The 19,282-nt window shown below is 45.9% G+C and carries 17 protein-coding genes and 1 other annotated feature (1 of these 18 only partly in view); of the genes, 2 read left to right on the forward strand and 15 right to left on the reverse strand.

The window, feature by feature from the left end; all coding sequences use genetic code 11:
* Positions 1–116 (reverse strand) — a binding site (T-box leader); it reaches 120 nt to the left of the window's first position.
* A 97-nt stretch (positions 117–213) separates the two neighbouring features.
* The 8 genes from CVV77_RS20005 to CVV77_RS20040 form a co-directional block, all read right to left on the reverse strand.
* A complete protein-coding gene (locus CVV77_RS20005; protein ID WP_100276318.1) occupies positions 214–1,248 on the reverse strand; it encodes a glycosyl hydrolase family 18 protein in 1,035 nt (344 codons plus the stop codon).
* A gap of 105 nt (positions 1,249–1,353) precedes the next feature.
* Complete coding sequence (lutC, locus tag CVV77_RS20010) at positions 1,354–2,076, reverse strand: lactate utilization protein LutC (RefSeq protein WP_019259501.1); 723 nt, start codon at positions 2,074–2,076, stop codon at positions 1,354–1,356.
* Positions 2,076–3,515: a lactate utilization iron-sulfur protein LutB gene (gene lutB / locus CVV77_RS20015; protein WP_019259502.1), complete on the reverse strand. Its 1,440-nt coding sequence runs from the start codon at positions 3,513–3,515 to the stop codon at positions 2,076–2,078. The genes lutC and lutB overlap by 1 nt, the downstream gene beginning before the upstream one ends.
* Positions 3,516–3,541: 26 nt before the next feature.
* A complete protein-coding gene (gene lutA / locus CVV77_RS20020) occupies positions 3,542–4,258 on the reverse strand; it encodes a lactate utilization iron-sulfur protein LutA (RefSeq protein ID WP_003235238.1) in 717 nt (238 codons plus the stop codon).
* Positions 4,259–4,446: 188 nt separating this feature from the next.
* Entirely contained in the window at positions 4,447–5,049 is a 603-nt protein-coding gene (yvfU, locus tag CVV77_RS20025; protein ID WP_100276319.1) for a two-component system response regulator YvfU, read from the reverse strand.
* A 16-nt stretch (positions 5,050–5,065) separates the two neighbouring features.
* The gene (locus CVV77_RS20030) at positions 5,066–6,181 is read right to left on the reverse strand and encodes a sensor histidine kinase (RefSeq protein WP_019259504.1); all 1,116 of its coding nucleotides are present in this window, start codon (positions 6,179–6,181) and stop codon (positions 5,066–5,068) included.
* A gap of 3 nt (positions 6,182–6,184) precedes the next feature.
* Complete coding sequence (locus tag CVV77_RS20035; RefSeq protein ID WP_084993438.1) at positions 6,185–6,922, reverse strand: ABC transporter permease; 738 nt, start codon at positions 6,920–6,922, stop codon at positions 6,185–6,187.
* A complete protein-coding gene (locus CVV77_RS20040) occupies positions 6,923–7,828 on the reverse strand; it encodes an ABC transporter ATP-binding protein (RefSeq protein ID WP_100276320.1) in 906 nt (301 codons plus the stop codon).
* A gap of 286 nt (positions 7,829–8,114) precedes the next feature.
* On the opposite strand from CVV77_RS20040, the gene rsbQ reads away from it, so the two are divergent.
* Positions 8,115–8,924, forward strand: a complete 810-nt coding sequence (gene rsbQ / locus CVV77_RS20045; RefSeq protein WP_100276321.1) for a sigma factor SigB/phosphatase RsbP regulator RsbQ — start codon at positions 8,115–8,117, stop codon at positions 8,922–8,924.
* A gap of 33 nt (positions 8,925–8,957) precedes the next feature.
* On the forward strand, positions 8,958–10,169 hold the full coding sequence (gene rsbP, locus CVV77_RS20050) for a phosphoserine phosphatase RsbP (protein WP_100276322.1): 1,212 nt from the start codon (positions 8,958–8,960) through the stop codon (positions 10,167–10,169).
* Between the two features lie 52 nt (positions 10,170–10,221).
* On the opposite strand, the gene ganB is transcribed toward rsbP, so the two are convergent.
* The 7 genes from ganB to lutR all read right to left on the reverse strand — a co-directional run bounded on the left by ganB (position 10,222) and on the right by lutR (position 19,120).
* A complete protein-coding gene (gene ganB, locus CVV77_RS20055) occupies positions 10,222–11,511 on the reverse strand; it encodes an arabinogalactan endo-beta-1,4-galactanase (RefSeq protein ID WP_100276323.1) in 1,290 nt (429 codons plus the stop codon).
* A gap of 73 nt (positions 11,512–11,584) precedes the next feature.
* Positions 11,585–13,648 carry a beta-galactosidase GanA gene (ganA, locus tag CVV77_RS20060; RefSeq protein ID WP_100276324.1) on the reverse strand — a complete coding sequence of 688 codons (2,064 nt, stop codon included), beginning with the start codon at positions 13,646–13,648 and terminating at the stop codon, positions 11,585–11,587.
* Between the two features lie 18 nt (positions 13,649–13,666).
* Complete coding sequence (gene ganQ / locus CVV77_RS20065; RefSeq protein WP_100276325.1) at positions 13,667–14,518, reverse strand: galactooligosaccharide ABC transporter permease GanQ; 852 nt, start codon at positions 14,516–14,518, stop codon at positions 13,667–13,669.
* A 3-nt stretch (positions 14,519–14,521) separates the two neighbouring features.
* Positions 14,522–15,778, reverse strand: a complete 1,257-nt coding sequence (ganP, locus tag CVV77_RS20070) for a galactooligosaccharide ABC transporter permease GanP (RefSeq protein ID WP_100276326.1) — start codon at positions 15,776–15,778, stop codon at positions 14,522–14,524.
* A 39-nt stretch (positions 15,779–15,817) separates the two neighbouring features.
* Positions 15,818–17,083: an arabinogalactan oligomer ABC transporter substrate-binding protein GanS gene (ganS, locus tag CVV77_RS20075; protein ID WP_100276327.1), complete on the reverse strand. Its 1,266-nt coding sequence runs from the start codon at positions 17,081–17,083 to the stop codon at positions 15,818–15,820.
* 140 nt (positions 17,084–17,223) lie between these two features.
* Complete coding sequence (gene ganR / locus CVV77_RS20080; protein ID WP_088112055.1) at positions 17,224–18,216, reverse strand: galactan degradation operon transcriptional regulator GanR; 993 nt, start codon at positions 18,214–18,216, stop codon at positions 17,224–17,226.
* A 181-nt stretch (positions 18,217–18,397) separates the two neighbouring features.
* Positions 18,398–19,120 (reverse strand): L-lactate utilization/bacilysin biosynthesis transcriptional regulator LutR, encoded by a 723-nt coding sequence (lutR, locus tag CVV77_RS20085; RefSeq protein ID WP_100276328.1) that lies wholly within the window; start codon positions 19,118–19,120, stop codon positions 18,398–18,400.
* Positions 19,121–19,282 lie beyond the last annotated feature (162 nt).

The raw sequence follows: 19,282 nt of genomic DNA on the forward strand, positions 1-19,282 counted from the left end.
TCCGTTCCGTCTTACCACTCCCGGGCGAGTTCAAAGAAGAATCAGGCTGCGTCGCACCACCCCGCAGCTCTCTTTTCTGATCGCTTTCTTTTACTGCTCCCATTCTATGTGTTGTAGTTTTCTGAAAAACTTAAATTTTATGATCTGAATATATTAACATAATATACGTGCTTCTCTTTTCCCTGTCAATAACTTCAGAGAAAAAAGAAACTGTTATTTTGTCCCTTTTTGGATGGCTTTCCAAAAGGATTCTGACTCGTTTCCTAATGCATAGACTGAGACACCTGCTATTTTATATTGCTTTGCCAGATGGCTTTTCGTTTGAACGGTTTTTTCATTTTCATACCACACGACATGTTTATGCTTCTTTTTGTCAACGTAAGAAAACGTCATCGAACCTGATTTTTTGTTGAATGCCGGCTTTGCTTTCTGCTTCTTGATGAGGGACTTAAGTTCATTCCATTCCCGCATGGCGCTGCCGCTTCCGTCTTTTACATCCCAGTCATAGCCGTACGCAGGGATTCCCATGATGACTTTATTGGCTTTGATTTTCTTGACTGAAAACTGCAGAGAGCTTTTGATCCAGCTTGTGCTTGCCACTGATCCCGGCTCGCCCCAAATGCCGTGTTCGTCGTAAGTCATGACTTGTACGTAGTCGGCATATTTACCGATTTTCGCATAATCATACGGCCAGCTCCAGTCATCATTTTGATCATCGGCGCTTTTGGCCGGAACGGAAACCATTGTTTTGATATGTTTCTTTTTCAGGGCCTGTGAGACATATTGAATAAAGCTTGAGTATTTGGATCGGTCTTCTGGATGCACTGCTTCAAAATCGATATTGATACCGTAGTATGAGTGCTTTTTGGCCAGTGCTATCAGCTGATCTGTGAATCGTTTTTTCGCTGTTTGATTACTCATGACTCGACTCGCTAAATCTCCGTCAAAATCGTATATGGCGTCATTATAGTTTGAAATGACAGCCCATGTCTTGATTTTTTTCTTTTTCGCATATGTCAGCTGCTTGCTCGGGGCATCGCCAATGACTTGTCCGTTTTTTTCAAAGGCAAACGTATCTGTGGCGATGGAATTCATGTATGAATGATATTTCGTAAGAGAATTGTATGAGGCCGTATCTCCAGTGGTGTAGCCTAATGTCATGCCGGCTGCCTTCGCTTCTGTTTTTGTATACATAAACAGCACGATCGCAATCGCCAGTGAAACAGCAATAATCAGCCATTTTTTCATCGCATTTCCTCCTTTTCAAGTCATACTCTTCTCATCGGCCAAAAAATTGGAAGTTGAAGTTTTTTCAATCAAAAAGCCCGGCAACACATGCCGGGCTTCCTGAGATCAGCGATCAGATACGAGAATGTATGCTGCCTTTACAGGTCCGTGCACCCCGACGACCAAATCCATTTCGATGTCGGCTGAGTTGCTCGGTCCGGTAATGTAGTTGACGCATGAGGGAACAGTGACGCCGTCCGCAATCTTTTGGCGGATGATATCACTGGCTTGCGTCATTCTCGGAACAATGCTTGATTTCGGGACAATCGCAATGTATGTCGTCGGCAGAAGGCTGACAGACCGGCCGATGTCTTTTGAGGAAAAGAGGACAACCGTCCCCGACTCAGCCAGTGTGATTTCACTGAATGTGATCCCTACATTGGCTTGCTCCGCTTTTTTGATATTTTCTTCGCCTTTGTCAGCATCCCACTCCCAGACCGGTGTTCCATCGCTCGGCCAGTCTTTGGTAAGCAGGCTTTTTAGTCCGTATGCTTCAAAGCGGGAGTCTTTCGGAATGATGACAGGGCCTCCGGAAAACCGGCTGACTTGTTCACGGAGGGCATCGTAAAGTCCGGTTGAATCGGTTTCAATCAGCTCTGTATGGATTTTGACACAATGGTTTTTGAGCACTGTCACTAAGTCATCTGCTGAATATCCTTCAAGTGTTTTATATTGCGGCTGGTGCGCCCACTCAGGGACTGCCACGCCTCCTGTTCTTCTTTCACGGCCTAGGCGTGATGCGATCCGGTTTAAAAAGCTCTCCTGATTCTGAACGGTTCCCTTCGTCATCACTGCTCCTCCTTCGTGCGTTCACTTGTTTCTCTGTCTGTAAACCAGTCTCTGAATCTTGATTTATGCGGTGCCGGGAAGTCGCGGATCTGAGTCCAGCTTTTGAGCGGGCCGGGCCCTTTCGAAATTTTTTCGTCCTCTGTAAAAGGCGTCATGGCGGCTGGCGCCCATTTTGAGCCCATTTTATAAAGCGACAAAGAGGACGCGCCAAGTCCGAACGCTTTCATCGCAAGCTTTTCGCTGATCGGTGCTCTTCCTTCTTTTTCGACGATGTTCTGGCGATGCTTGAGAAGCAGCTCGTGAAGCGGAATTTTGACCGGGCAGGCTTCTGAACAAGCCGCGCACAATGTAGACGCGTACGGGAGCTCCTTAAAATCGTCATAACCGCCGAGCAGCGGCGATAAAACCGCTCCGATCGGCCCCGAATAAATTGAGCCGTAAGAGTGTCCGCCGACATGGCGGTACACAGGGCAGACATTGATACAAGCGGCACAGCGGATACATTGCAGCACAGACTGGAATTCCGTACCGAGAATGTTGGAGCGGCCATTGTCAACAATGACAAGATGGAATTCCTCCGGCCCGTCCACTTCCCCTTCAAGCCTCGGGCCTGTCAAAGCCGTAATATAACTTGTCAGCCGCTGTCCGACAGCGCTTCTTGTCAGCATGCTGACAAGCACTTCAAATTCAGAAAATGACGGGACAATTCGCTCCATTCCCATCACGGTGATTTGCGTTTTCGGCAAAGTGCTCACAAGCCGTCCGTTACCTTCATTGGTCACAAGGCTGACAGAGCCCGTGTCAGCGATGGCGAAGTTACAGCCGGTAATGCCGATATCCGCTTCCAGAAACTTTTCCCGGAGGATGGTGCGCGCATGCATGACGAGCTCTTCCGGTTTTTCTGTATGTTGATAGTCCAGCCTCTCTTTAAACACATCGCGTATCTGCTCTTTATTTTTATGAAGGGCGGGCGCTACGATATGTGACGGCGGATCATGATCATCAATCTGCAAAATATACTCGCCGAGGTCGGTTTCGACGACTTCGCAGCCTTCCTGTTCCAGCACCTCATTCAGATTGATTTCCTCTGTGACCATTGATTTTGATTTCACGATTTTCTTCCCGTTCTTCTTTTGAATGACATCGCGAATGTAAGAAGACGCCTCTTCCGCTGTTTCCGCGAAATAGACATGCCCGCCTCTTTTCGCCACATTTTCCGCAAGCTGGCCAAGATAGAAATCGAGGTTTTCAAGGACATGCTGCCTGATTTCCTCTGATAGCGAGCGCCACTCTTCCCAGTTTCCCAGCTCTTCGGCTGCTTCAAGGCGCCGTGTCCGCAGACGTTCCTGCGCACCTGAAACAGCGCCTCTCATAAATTCATTATCAATCCCCTGTGATACCCGCTCTTTAAAAGCGTCAGTACCGATTTTCATCGCCATGATCCTTTCCCCCTCTGAATCCAGTTTTATCTGCTGTTGAGCACTTCGGCGATGTGCATCACTTTGACATTCTTGTCTTTTCGGTCAAGCCGTCCCCCGATATTCATCAAACAGCCGCAGTCAGCACCGATCAGCACCTCTGCTTCCGTTTCCTCCACGCATGCAACTTTTTCATCGACCATCTGTTCAGAGATCTGGGCCATTTTGACGGAGAATGTTCCTCCGAATCCGCAGCAATTGTGTTTGCCCGGAAGCGGCGTGAATTCAAGCCCTTTCACATGGCTCAGCAGCTTCATCGGCTCCTCCGATACCCCGAGGAGCCTTGTCATATGGCATGACGTATGTAAGGTTGCTTTTTTATGAAGAGTTGCGCCGACATCCTCCACCCCGAGGACGTTCACGATGAAATCCGTTAATTCATACGTTTTATCCGCAAGCTTCTGCGCTTTATCCGCCCATTTCGGGTCATCTTTAAACAGGTGCGGATACTCCCTGAACATTGTGGTGCAGGAACCGGATGGACTGACGACATAATCTGACTCCTGAAACGTTTCAATCATTCGTTTCATTGCTTTTTTGGCATCATTCACGTAACCGCTGTTGTAAGCCGGCTGGCCGCAGCAGATCTGCCCCTCCGGAAAATCAACCTCACACCCAAGCCGCTCAAGCAGCTCAACCGTTGCTTTTCCTACGTTTGTTTGAAACATATCAACAAGACAAGTGACAAAAAGTGAGACTTTCATGATGAACCCCTCTCTCATCCCCAATATATGATCAGGTCATCAGATGACCTGAGTTAAAATAACTATATGAATATCGTACACTATTCTGATAATGGAAGGAAAGGGTTTTCTGGGGATATTTTCATTTGCGGGCATATAAAAAACACTCCTGATCTCCCAGGAGTGCCGTGATGGTGAAAAACACATGGTTAAATCCAGCCCTTTTCCTCAGCAATGCTGGCGGCCTCTGTCCGATTTTTCGCATCAAGCTTTTGGATGATTTCTGATATATAGTTTCGGACTGTGCCTTGAGATAAATAGAGTTCAAGCGTAATATCTTTTGTTGTCTTGCCTAAAGCCGCCAGCCGCAGAATTTCTTGCTCTCTTACGGTGAGCGGATTTTCGTCTCGAATCATATTAAACGTCAGCTCCGGGCTGAACACTCGTTTTCCCTTTACACACTTTCGGATGGCATCGGCCAGATCGTCAATTTCCCCATCTTTCAGCAGGTAGCCATGTACACCGGTTTTGACGGCGCGTTCAAAATATCCGGGGCGGGCAAAGGTGGTTAATATAATGACCTTGCTGCCGCAGCCTTTTTGCATTAATGCCTCTGCCACATCCAGCCCGCTTCGAACCGGCATTTCAATGTCCATGATGCACACATCCGGCTCCAGCTTCAAAATGGCTTTTAGCGCCTCTTCCCCGTTTAATGCTTGTCCGATGACTGTCATATCCTTTTCTAAATCAAGCAGAGATCCCAAAGCGCCTAAAAGCATTCGCTGGTCCTCAGCAATAAACAGGCGAATCATTCTTTTCGTCCTCCTATCATTCTGCTTTTTTAATAAGCGGAATCGTCAGTGTCAAAACCGTTCCGTTATGGACTGAAAGCGTTAATCCGCCTTCAATGAGCATGAGCCGTTCTTCCATTCCCCGCAAGCCATTCCCAAATGTTTTCTCCTTTGCCGCTCCCTTTCCGTCATCCCGTATGACAATCCTCATTTTGTCAGCAAACTGAGAAATGGTGATGGCGCAGTGGGTTGCTTTGCTATGCTTGATGATATTGGTCACGGCTTCCCGCATACACATACTGATAATGTTTTGAGTGACGGGAGATATTGCTGAAAAGTCTTCGTCTCCTTCGTATTGAAAGGTAATGTTCCCCGTTTTTAATATGTGCTGAATGTTGGCGAGCTCCTCCGTCATCGTGACTGTTCTCATATCAGAAACAAGCTCACGAACTTGCTTAAGTGCGGCTCGTGAGCTTGTTTCCATTTCTTTTGCCTCAAGCCGTGTCCGTTCTGGATCAGATGTTGCCAGCCGCTGAATCAGCTGGCTTTTTAATGTAAGAAGCGACAGGGTATGGCCGAGGGTATCGTGAAGATCACGGGCGATTCGAACGCGCTCCTCCCTTTTGGAGAGTTCCCTTATCTGTTCGTTTGCTTGGTCAAGCTTCGTTTCAAGCTCTATTCTCCGAAACATAGAACGGATTCCGAATGGAGAAATGAGCATGATGACCTGAAATGGAAGAATAGAGAAAAGCTCCCGAATTGAGACCGAATTCGCAAATAATTGATACAGACAAGGGAGCAGCAGCATGAAGATTAAACCGCAGAAAGCACGGTTAAACTTCGTTTTCTCTCTGTAATACCCAACAAAGTTTGCCGGGAAAAAACCTAAGTACATATAGCTGATATCATAAAACAGACTGTATATAAAAATAACCGCCATTTGCACGATGAGCCAACACGTAAACGATCCCCTGCCCAAGCTGCAGAACAACTGGCGATATGCTACGACAAAAAGGACCAGCATGCCATATCCAATCACCTGTTTGATGCCTGATTCTTTCAATAAAGAGAGGAACGGCATAATGGTGTACACCAGAAAGATATAAGGGAAAAACCCGAATTGCTTCGGGAAAATTGATATTGCCTTTTTCATGTATTACACCGCTTCTTGTTTTCTTCTAATATACTTAGATAGTAGCATGAAGAGCATCAAATAAGCGATTAATATCAGAATATTTTTCCAGGATGGGAATTCGCCTCGGACAAGTTCCCACGCTCCGCTCCCGAAATGATAAGACGGAAGCCACCGGCCAATGTTCTGCATCATGTCAGGCATGACCTCAAACGGCATCCACATGCCACCGCCTAAAGCCAGCAGCATGTAAAGCACATTACTGATTCCGGCCGCTGTTTCTACTTTTCTCATGAGGCCTATTAGTGTGCCTAATGCTAAAAACGGCAATGCGCCAAACAAAATCCACAGTCCGCTCATGACCCATTCAAACGGTGACAAGGCAATGTCATTGATAATGGCGCCGAAAAGAAAAATGACGGTAATGGATAAAACGTGAATCACACTTTGGCCAATCATCTGAGCTGATAAATAAATATGATCCGGAAGAGGGGTAATGCGGATAAAGGCAGTCCAGCCCTGTGACCGTTCTTGAACCATACGGATTCCAAGCGTCATGATAGAAGAACCCATCACGCTGAAGACTGTCATCGACATTAAGTAATGGGCGTCCCATGCACGTTGATCAGGGACGTTGGTATTCACTACATTGGTAAAGAGATAATAAAAGGCAATCGGCATCATCAGCGACCAAAGCACAAAGTACTTATTCCTAAGCACCCTTTTCATTTCAGCTATGCTTTGCTTCTGGAGCATGTTCACTCACATCGCCTCCCTGTTTCCGTCAGCCAGCTGGCGAAATGCCTCATCAAGCGTTCCTTGCTCAATTCGAATATCGCGTGCATGTATGTTTTCTTGAAAGATCAGCGCTAACACTTTGTCTGTATTTGATGTTTGGATGATGGTTCTCTGATGCTTTTGGATCACTCGCTCTACTTCCGGGTGACGAGACAGCTTTTCCAATGATTCATCTGAATGAAGCGTAAAGGAAACAGACTGTTTTTGAATCCTAGAGCGGAGCTGCATTGGTGAATCGTCTGCCACAAGCCGTCCATCAGCAAAAAATAAGATTCGCTGTGCGGCATCATCTGCTTCCTGTAAATAGTGAGTTGAGAAAATAATCGTTTTCCCTTGATCCGCCAGCCCATGAATGGTCTGCCAGAATCGATGTCTTGATGATGTGTCCATTCCGACTGTCGGTTCATCGAATATAAGCAGCTCCGGGTTCCCGGCAAGAGCCAAAGCAAAGCTCAAACGGCGTTTTTGTCCGCCGGATAATTTTTCTGCTCTTGTTTTCAAGTCTTCTTTTGTGAGTGCTGTTAACGAAACGAGTTCTTTCATGGACAATGGATTCGGATAATAGCTTCGGAAGAGTTCGAGGATTTCATTCACCTTTAGACCCGGCATGACACTCACTTCCTGCAGCATCACGCCTATTTTTTCGCGAACCCGTTGATCATCGGGAACCCGGTTAAATAGTTTGATTTCTCCCTTAGTCGGTTTCAGCAATCCTAATATCATGGAGATAACGGTCGTCTTCCCTGCCCCATTCGGTCCGAGAATGGCTGCAATTTCTCCTTTTTCAATGCTGAAGCTGATGTTGTTTACAGCTGTTTTTTGCTGGAAATGTTTTGTCACGTTGCTTACTGATACTGCCTCATTCATCACATGAGCACCTCCTGATGGCTTACATTGATTGTAAAATGACTGAGATGATGATGTTAGTATGGGGTGTCATGATGATTGAGTGACAAATGTCATATTTTTTCCCGCCGCAGGTGCCTAGGCCATCCATCCTCTAGATCTTCCAATTCATCCAGCTCTCCTATGCCGGATGTCCTCTTTCTTTTAAACTGCTATTTACTTTCATAGAAAGACACCCTCTTCAAACCGCCCGAGTGTTATGATATACATATTGAACTTTATTTTACTTTCCGGCTGAAAGGAGCCAATCATGAACGAAGCGATTTTGTCTCGAAATGATGTGAAGGTGAAAGGCAGCGGCAAAGCATCTATCATTTTCGCACCTGGTTTTGGATGCGATCAAAGCGTGTGGAATGCCGTGGCGCCGGCCTTCGAAGAAGATCATCAGGTCATTTTATTTGATTACGTCGGTTCGGGACATTCAGATTTGCGCGCATATGACCTGAATCGTTACCGGACACTTGACGGCTATGCCCAGGATGTTCTAGATGTTTGTGAAGCTTTAGATCTGGAAGATACCGTGTTTGTGGGTCACTCTGTCGGAGCTGTGATTGGGATGCTTGCTTCCATCCGCCGCCCGGAACTCTTTTCCCATCTGGTGATGGTGGGCCCTTCTCCTTGCTATTTGAATGACCCGCCTGAGTATTACGGAGGATTTGAGGAGGAACAGCTAATTGGTTTACTGGAGATGATGGAGAAAAATTACATAGGCTGGGCAACTGTATTTGCGGCAACTGTTCTGAATCAGCCAGACCGGCCTGAAATCAGGGAAGAGCTTGAGAGCCGTTTTTGTTCTACTGACCCTGTGATTGCCCGCCAATTCGCGAAAGCAGCGTTTTTTTCTGATCACCGGGAGGATCTTTCGAAGGTAACGGTTCCCTCTCTTATTCTCCAATGCGCAGATGATATCATCGCACCGGCAGCAGTAGGTGAGTATATGCATAAACACCTGCCTTATAGCAGACTGAAACAAATGGAGGCTCGCGGGCATTGTCCCCACATGAGCCATCCTGAAGAAACGATACAGCTGATCAGCGATTATTTGAAAGCACACGTGTGATATGGAACGAAAGGGATAGAGGTGACCCTCTGAATGGACAAACAATTGAATAATGCACCATGCGGTTTCCTCACTTTGTCAGAAGAGGGTTCAATAATAGCGGTCAACCGTACCCTGCTCAACATCCTAAAATATGAGCAGGAACAGGTAATCGGCCAGCATATGGATACGATCTTGACCGTTTCCGCACAGCTTTTCTACCAGCTTTATTTTGTTCCGCTTTTGAAACTGGAGCAGCACATTGAAGAAATGTACATTTCCCTGCAAACAAGAGATGGAGAAGAAATTCCCGTCCTTGTCAATGCGGTTGTAAGAGCTGATCGCGGAGCATCTGTCACCGAGTGTGTTCTGATTCCGATGCAGAAGCGAAATGAATATGAAAATGAACTGCTGATGGCCAGAAACGCGGCCCAAGAAGCTTTGTTTGCCAAACAGAAAGCCAATGCAGAATTAGAAATTGCTTTAGGAACGCTGAAGGCTAAACAAGAAGAGCTTCTTAAGATCAACAAACAAAATCAGCAATTTAAATTAAACACCAAAAGAGAGCTTGAGCTCGCCAGAAAGATTCAGGAAAACTCGTTGACTGAACCGATTGTAAATGATCAGATTCAGATTGAGTCTTATTACAAAGCATCCAGTGACTTATCAGGTGATCTATACGGATTTTATCAAATCGATAAACACCGTTACGGCATTATTATCCTTGATGTGATGGGTCATGGGATTTCATCTGCTTTGATTACGATGTCTCTTCATCCTTTGTTCCAGCGCCAGATCACGCAAGGTCTCAGTCCCGTCAAAGTCATGAAAGAATTAGACCGACATCTTCACAGCTTGTTTCAAAATGATGAGGAAGCAAGACATTATTGCACTGCCATTTATCTCGAGATTGATACAGCCCGGCAAAGAATTGATTATGTCAACGCAGGGCATCCCCCGGCATTATGGCAGGGCGCCGGAGGAACCCAAAATCTGCTGCAGGCAACTGCGCCTCCGATCGGGATGTTTGAAGACACGGTGTTTCAGTCAAGCAGCCTTCCATACACGGAGGGCGGAAGGCTTCTTCTTTATACAGATGGCGTGATGGACCCTACGGCTTCATGTTATTTATTTGATTTATTGAAGGAGCATCCCGAGTTTCCTATTACCGACCTGAAAGAGAAAATCCTTACATCACTCCATCAACATAAGGAAGCCCATCATAAAAGTGATGACGAATGTTTTATATTAGTTGATTTGAAATAAAAACATCCATGAGACATAACAATAATTTGTTACATCTCATGGATTTTCTGTTTCAGCGTTTCTTCGGGTTATGTCCTGACTCCGCATATTGAAACACCTGCAAGGAAGGCAGCGGGTGTCCGTTAAAATCAAACAAAGCTTGATTATCCACAGCGCTTCCCCCATACCATTTCCCGGCATCTTCAGGGTCGTATTCGGCAGCGTAGCTGGAGGCCCAGCCTGACCCGTACGTTTCCCATAACACTTTGTTTTTCTCTATTTGCGTTTTTAGCCCGACTGGAATCCACGCTGGCTCCCAATAGAAAACACCAAGTCCTGCCGTGCCTGTATTTGCTATAGCCTCCATCACATCTCTTATCGCATCTGCCTGGCCTTGAACGGAAATTGAATATGGCAGCGTCTGCCCGGTTTTTGGCGCTGTATTTTCATGACCGTCACCATCCTCAGCGGTATAGGTGTACGATGTCTCCGCCACCATAACTTTTTTGCCGTACGTATCGGCAACAGCCTTCAGCACGGAGGTTAAATTCTGTAGTGTGCCGTGCCAGAAAGGATAATACGAGCTGGCAAACACATCATAATCCACTTTGTTTTTGCGGAGTGTTTCTGCAATAAATGAATACCTTCCAGCCGTTTCAGGGTTGGTAAAATGCAGTGCGACCAAAATGCCTGGGTCTGTTTCCCTGACCGCTCGGCTTCCTTCATTAAATAATTGGCTCATTTTCGCCCAATCGGTTTCGCCGGCAAATGCCCCTGTTGTTTCATTTCCGACTTGAACCATGCCGATGTTGACGCCTTCCTTGATCATCTTTTGAAGGCTTTGTTTCGTATACTCATAGAGCTTTGCTTTTTTAGCTTCAAAGCTGAGATTCGCCCAAGCTTTAGGTGCCTTCTGTTTCGCAGGATCGGCCCAGAAATCAGAATAATGAAAGTCGGCCAGCACCTTCATTCCGTTCGCTGTCGCTCTTTTTCCGATTTCGATCGCTTTTTGGATATCATTGTTTCCTCCTCCATACCCGTTGCCATTTGAATCATATGGGTCATTCCAGATGCGGACGCGAACATAGTTGACGCCAGCTTGTTTTAAGGTTGTAAAGATGTCCTGAGGTTTTCCGCTTGTATTATAAAAGGTGACACCGCTGTTTTCTAAGGCAATAACGCTGGACACATCTGCCCCCTTGATAAAGTCCTTATTCATGCCCTTTACTTTTTTAACGTAAAGATCATCTGCCCGAAGCTCTGGCACATGTTTCTCCCCCTCAATGACAGCGGCATATCCCGTTGAACTGAATGCACTCCACACGATAACAGCTGCAAAGAACATTTTCACTCTGCTTCTCATGATTTCACCCCTCACTCCAAAGTAAGTGTTTTCGAATATAAAAGAATCCGCCCAAATCGAGCGGAGCAACAGCCTAATGTGTGTTTACAACAATTCTCACTTCATACTTTTCCATCGTCAGGTCGCCTGTCAATATGTCCCCCGTCATCATATCCTTCACACTCTGGTCAAACGAGACCAGCTGCTTTTCTTCCGTAAAATTCATGACAAAAATATAATCATTGTGCTGATCCTGCCTCGCTTGTACGGAGACGCCTTTTCCGTGCCGAACCGGAAAAACAGGAGAAAGAGACAGGTCTGTAATCAGCCCTTCATAGAAATCACGATGAAATTGATCTTCCAAACGTGCACCGATAAAATACGCCTTACCCTGCTGATATTGATGGCTTGTCACCGCTGGCGTACGCGCATAAAAATCTTCTTGATACACCGCTTCTGCCGACGCGGTCTTGACATCGATCACCGTTGCATAATCCTTCATTTCATATGTTTGGCTACGATAGCTGACAGCATTTCGATCCTTCGGATACAGCGTGTCGGTTTCAAGAGGCTCAATCCCGAAAACAGCCTGCAGATCCGGATGCCATCCGCCTGTGTACGTTAAATCATGCTCATTTACAATCCCGCTGATATACGTCATGACTAGGATGCCGCCGTTAGCCGTAAACGCTTTTAAACGGGAAATGGTGTCTTCGCTCATCAAATACAGCATCGGGACAATCAGCAGTTTATATGGTGAAAAATCTTGTTCTTTCGTGATGACGTCGACAGGGATATCGTGTTCCCAGAATGTGCGGTAATGCTGCTGAAGCGTTTGCGCATAACGTTTTGTCGCCTTCGCAAACCCCTGAGCATCCTCGAGCGCCCAATGATTTTCCCAGTCATATAAAATAGCGGTTTCAGCGGGCCTCATCGTTCCGACAACCTCGGACAGCCGTTCTAATGTCTCGCCGACTTTGGCCACTTCTTGAAAGACCCGGTTCTTCGGGCTATTGTCATGATCCACTACTGCCCCGTGCAATTTTTCTGATGACCCGCGTGATTTGCGGTATTGGAAATAGAGAACGCTGTCCGAACCGTGGGCAATCATTTGCATGGACGACAGCAGATTCATGCCCGGGCGCTTCGCCTTGTTGACGTGATGCCAATTGACTGCGCTTGGCGTACACTCCATTAATAAGAAAGGCTGCTGCTTCAGGCTTCGGTACAGGTCGTTGATAAAGCCGACCTTCATCGCCAAATCAGCTGTGCTTTCCCAGTCATTGTGCCAGACCGGATAAGCGTCCCAGCTGATGACATCGACATGCTTCGCAAATTTGCTGTAGTCGAGGCCCTGATACGGAATCAAATCCGGTGTATCAGCCATAAAGTTCGTTGTGATGGGGATATCAGGCGTCAATTCCTTCAGCGGGATGATTTCATTTTCATAAAACGAAATCGTTTGATCGGTGACGAACCGGCGCCAGTCTAAGTTCAGACCGTGCAAACCATTTTCACCGATCGGCGAAGGGCTTTCAATTTGTGACCAATCATTGAATGAATGGCTCCAAAAAGGAGTCCACCACGCATGGTTCAGTGCCTTGAGGCTGTTGTCATATTTCGATTTCAGCCACTCCCTGAAGGCATGCTGGCATTGTTCGCAGTGGCAATCTCCTCCGTATTCGTTTGAAATATGCCACATTAACAGTGCCGGATGATTGCCATATCTCTCTGCTAATAACCGGTTGATGTGGCGCGTTTTTTCACGATAGGCCTTTGATGTGATGCAGTGGTTGTGCCTTCCGCCGTGCAGCTGTTTGACTCGGGAAGCATTGACACGCAAAACTTCAGGATAGGTTTGCGATAGCCAGGCAGGACGCGCTCCGCTTGGCGTTGCTAATATGACTCTGCCGCCTATGCTGTGAATCTGTTCAAAAATATCATCCAGCCATTCAAATTGATACACGCCCTCCTCTGGCTCAAGCGCGCTCCATGCAAAAATGCCGACAGAAAACGTATTCGTATGAGAAAGCTTCATCAGCTTGATATCATCAGCTAAAATATCTGGCCGATCCAGCCACTGATCAGGATTGTAGTCTCCTCCATGGAGCATAAATTTTGCTTCTGTTACATGCGTTTTTTCAAGCTTTGACATCACATTCTCCTCCTTATTCTCTTAGCCTTTCGTTCCCCCTGCGGTTAATCCGGACACAAAATACTTTTGCAGCATGATAAAGATGACGGCAACCGGTATGCTGATGAGCAGGGCTCCGGCCGCAAAAGTCGTATAGCTGGCTCCCATGACGTCATTCACTAAATTGAATAGGCCGACGGGCAATGTATATGATTCAGGCGTTCTCAATATCGTTGAGGACAGCACAAAATCTCCGAGCGGGCCGTTAAAGCCGTTCATAGCGACCACTGCCGCCATCGGTTTTGATAATGGCAGAATGATCTGGAAGAAGATTCTTGTGCTGCTGGCCCCGTCAATCTTGGCGCTTTCGTCTAAATCCATCGGGATGGAATCCATGTACCCTTTCATCAAATACGTATTCATCGGGATCAGGCCGCCGATATAAAGCAAGATTAACAGCCAGTGGCTATTGATCATCCCCAAGATTTGCGCCAATACAAACAAGGCAATTAACGCCGAAAACTGGGGAATCATTTGCAGCAATAAAAAGAGAGTTAAAGCGTATTTCCTCCCTTTAAATCGAAACCGCGAAAACGCATAGGCGGTAAATGTCACACAGATCAAAGACCCTGCCATCGTAAACAGGCTGATCTTCATTGAGTTGATATACCACTGCACATATTGAAGGCTTTCTTTGCCCACAAATAATTCCTTGTAATGGTCGAATGTCGGATGCTTCGGAATGATGGATGTACTGATCAAGCTGTTGCCGGGGTTAAAGCTAGCGCCTGCCGTCCAAAGGAGAGGATAAACAATGATGACCGTCATACAGGCTAACAACAAGTAAGAGAAAAGGAGACGGATATATTTTCTGACCTTCATATCTGCCAGCATGCCTCATGCCTCCTCTTTAAAAGACTTCGTCCGTCTGAACTGCCACAATGCGATGGAAATGACAAACACAGATAATAAAATTGTTAAAGCCGCGGCAAGTGAATATTGGCTGGACTGCATTGTCAATTTATAAATCCACGAAACGAGAATATCTGTCCCGCCCGCTGTTGATCCAGTTACAGCCGGGCCTCCGCCATTAAATAGATAGATAATATTAAAGTTATTAAAATTAAACGTAAACTGAGTAATGATAATCGGAGCCATGGCAATGAACACCATTGGAAGCGTGATGTATCTCAGCTTTGCGAAGACAGAAGCGCCATCAATCGTGGCTGCTTCATACAGATCGTCCGGGATCGATTGCAACACGCCTGTTGAGACGAGAAAGATGTACGGAAACCCGAGCCAGCCCTGCATGAGAATCAGCGCAAGCCTAGACCAATTGGCATCTGTCATCCACGGAAGAGGCTCTATCCCGAAAAAAGCCAAGATGTCGTGATTCATCGCACCGAAGCTGTCATTAAACAGCCCTGCAAAAATTAAAATCGTAACAAATCCGGGAACGGCCCATGGCAAAATCAGAATCGTCCGGAAAAAGCGTTTAAAACGAATGTCTTTCTGATTGACAATGATCGCGAGAAAAATCCCTAAACTGACTTGCAGTGTGGATGCGGCAAGTGTCCAAACCACCATCCAAGCCAGCACATCAAAAAAAGTCGACCTCCAAATATCAACTGTGAAGATGTTTGAGAAGGTTTGAAAACCGACCCAATCGATTAATTTAGCAGGAGGGGAATGGTACAAATCATAGTTTGTAAAAGCTACTGCAAAGCTGAACAAGATAGGAAAAACCACGGCGAATATTAAAATAAACAAAGATGGGCCGCTGACAACATAAGGATAGCCCTGAGAAATGATATTTTGGTATTGTTCCTTTAGGGAACCCAACGGCTTGTTTTCATCACGCCGTTTTCCGCTTTGAAACGCATCGCGAAGATTCGCATAATACACCGCAAGGCCAAAGCAGGCCACAATCACAGCGATAATTCCTTCCGCCAGCAGAAACACGGAGTTATCCCGCGGCACTTCTGTTCCCAGAGTAAAGATTCCCCAAAACCCCATATTGAGCAGATCTCCAAAGACCGCAAAAAACGATGCGCCTAAGAAAAGAAAGACAAAACCTTTTATCCATTGCTTGTTATAAAATTGCCCCAGCCCCGGGATGATTGACAGCAACAAAGCGATTTGACGATGCTGCACCGTTTTCACCTCTCTTACAATACAAATCTAGCTTTCTCTTTATTTTCCGCTGTGCTTTGCCTTGATTTGTCCTTTGGCCGTTTCAGCTGCTTGATCCAATGCTTGTTTGGGATCCGCTTTTCCTGTTGCAATCGTTTGTAATGCCGAATCAGCCGGCGTCCATATTTCATTCATTTCCGGGATATTTGGCGTCAGCTCTGAGAAGCGGGATTGTTCAGTAACAGCCCGTGCCGCCTCGCTTTTCATAATAGCCTGGTCATTGGCTAAGGATTTCACAGCAGGGACTTCCTTCGTTTGTTCATATCGTGTTTTAGAATTCTTTTCGTTCGCGAGAAAAACGGCTAATTCTTGCGCCAGCTCTGTATTCTTTGAAAACGCACTGACGTTGTAGCTTTTGACGCCGATAAAGGAGCTCATGTTTTTCCCATTTTCCAGCTTCGGCAGTTTCGTTATGCCATAATTGATTCCTGCTTTCGAAAAGGCTTCTACATTCCACGGGCCCGAAATAATCGCGGCGGCTTTTCCTTCTGTGAACAGTGATTCCAGCACATTAATCCCTTGTTCTCCAATAATGCCGGCCGGGAATAAGCCCTCTTTGTAAAACTTCTGAATCAGCGCCGCACCTTTGACAGCGCCTTCATTATTGATCCCGATGTCAGACGGGTTATAGCTGCCGTCTTGATTCTTACCGAAAATGTATCCGCCGTATCCGCTCATCACACTTTCCGCGTAATAAATTTGATCGAACAGGGCTAAAAATCCAAACTTGCTTCCGTCAGCTGTCTTTTTAGAATAGTCGTACCACTCTTCCAGCGTTTGCGGCAATTTCTTCTCTGAGATGAGATCTTTGTTGTAAAAAAGCACTGTCGTTTCGACAGCTTTAGGCAGCCCATAAAGCTTTTGATCTACCATTTGAGACTGAATGGAAGCGTCAGTATAGAGCGATTGAACGTCCTTTTCGACATGTAATTCCTTAAGTAATCCTTCCGTCACAGCCGTTCCGATTTGGTCACCGGGCATTGTTAACACGTCAGGCCCCGTGCCGGCCGGTCCGTCCATCCGCAAATCTTCAATCTGCTGGACATACGGTTTTTCCACGACTTTAACCTTTACATCATGCTCTTTTTCAAACGCAGCAACGGCGTCTTTAATGCCGATGCTCTTTTCTTTATCCTCCCACACGACAAGCTCTGACCCTTTTGAACTTGATTTGGCACTGCTGCTTTCCTTTGGGCCGCAAGCCGCCAAGGATAAACTGACAGCCGAGCAGAGCATGAGTACGGAACACTTTTTTACCATTTTCATTGATTGTCACCCTCTCGGTATGAATGAAAGCGCTTTTAAAATAATATAGCACGCCTGAGAAAATGTGTAAACAAACTATTTACCTCTATCAGTAAATTTTTTTACCTAAATAAAAAATGACTTAGTCTCCTAAGCCATTGTTAATTCATACTCTTTCTGACGATTAATTCCGCCCCCAAGTATAATGTTTTTACCGTTCTTCTTTTGTCTTGCACTTGTTCAAGCAGCATTTCAACAGCATTTTTACACAATTCATGTATATCAATATGAAACGTCGTCAAAGGAGGCGAAACATACTTTGCGAAGCTGATGTTGTTGATGCTTACAACGCTCACCCTGTTCGGTATGGCAATTCCCTTTTCATTCAGGGCTTGCAGACAGCCTACTGCAATCGGGTCCGCCGCGATCAAAAAAGCGGTCGGGAGCTGATCACCTAATGTGTCAATCGCTGCTGTCATCAGGCGGTACCCGTTTTCCACAGAGAAACCGCGATGACAGAAAATATACCGCTCGTCCAGCATGCCTTTTTCCCTCATATAGGATCTGAAGGTTTGTTCGCGGATGTCCATTTCATCTTGATTGTTGTTGGGATTTTTGTATGTGCCGCCGATAAACCCGATGCTCTTATGCCCCTTCTCGCTCAGGACGTTTACCGTTTTTCTTGTCATTTGGGCTAAATCAGGCCTTACCGAGTCAAAATGATCGGGATCAGGAGTTGAATCGATAAAGACGCCGTTTTCAGTGAGATTTCTGAGGAAAGCCAGCTCTTGATCAGAAAATGTGCCGACGGCAATAAACCCTTCGATATGTTCAGGAATGCTTTCGATTCCATCCGATATTTTATAAGTGGTCATGTCGACATTGAATGCTTTCGCCAGTTTCTCTACCTCTAATCTCATCGTTTTAAAATAGACATCTTCTAATTCTTCTTTATCTGTCAGCCAATATAAAAACGCAATATGTTTCACTAGCGGCCTTACTGTTTTCTTGCGGTAATTGAGCTTTTCTGCCGCTTCATAGATTTTCTCCCGTGTCTCATCAGGAACAGAAAGGCTTTCATCGTTATTTAAAACGCGGGAAACGGTTGAAATCGAAAATCCCGCTTCCTGCGCGATATCTTTAATTGTCGCCATTGCATCTGCCTCCATTATTCAGCTTGCTGTTCATTTTAGTAAAATATTTTACTTCCTTTTCCGCAAATGTCAAGTGCACAAAGCCCTTGCTGCATCATGTAAAAAGACTGAACCATTTGCGGCTCAGTCTCGGTTGTTTGTATCATGCGGCACCGGTGGAATTGCCCGGGAAATGAGTTGGTTATTGCACATTTTCCTCGAAATATCCCGAAAGCACATCTTCCACATTCGTTAAATGCGCCAGCATGGAAGCCTCCGCCTGCGCTCCATCCTGTGCTGCCACGGCTTTGTAAATCCGTTCATGCTCCTCATAAAGCCGCTGGACTGAGGTCTTTTTGGAAAACAGCCAGATTTTCCGTGTTTCTCTCATCGTTTCCAGCAGCAATGATGAAACATGATTCATCAAATGTTTGAGAAGATCATTTTGGGAAGCGTCAGCAAGCGCCAGATGAAATGCGAAGTCTGCTTTCTCGCCCAGCTCCCCGTCCGCTTCAATGCTGCTCATTTCCTTTAACGCAGCATGAATTCTTTCGAGATCCTCTTCTGTCCTTTTTTCAGCAGCTAATGACGCCACGCCGATTTCAAGCAGTTTTCTGACCTCGAGCAGCTGCTTGACGTCCTCTTTTTTCATAAGAAGCGCGGCTGAGAGCGGCTGAGAAATTTGATTCGGTTCAAATTCCTTCAAGTACGTGCCTTCTCCCTGTTTCATCTCGACAAGCCCCATCGCTTTTAATGCAGAAAGTGCTTCGCGGACCGCTGAGCGGCTGACTTGAAAGCTTTCAGAAAGCGCCTGAACGGAGTCCAATTTATCTCCCGGCTTCAATTCGCCGTTTTTGATCATATCTAATAATGCATCCGCTACTTCTTCATATATTTTCTTTGTTTTAATCTGTTTGTATTTCAATGCAATTCACCCCGTAACTTGTAGGTCTGGCTGGTTACGATCTATTATACTCTGTTTTGGGGGCCGCCAAAAGATTTTGACAATTTTGTCAAAAAGTCTTGTACTTTGATTTTTTTCAAAATATAATGCTAGGTAACTGGTCTTATTACCCAGTCATCAGAT

The sequence above is a fragment of the Bacillus sp. SN1 genome, assembly GCF_002796895.1.
Taxonomy (GTDB): domain Bacteria; phylum Bacillota; class Bacilli; order Bacillales; family Bacillaceae; genus Bacillus; species Bacillus inaquosorum.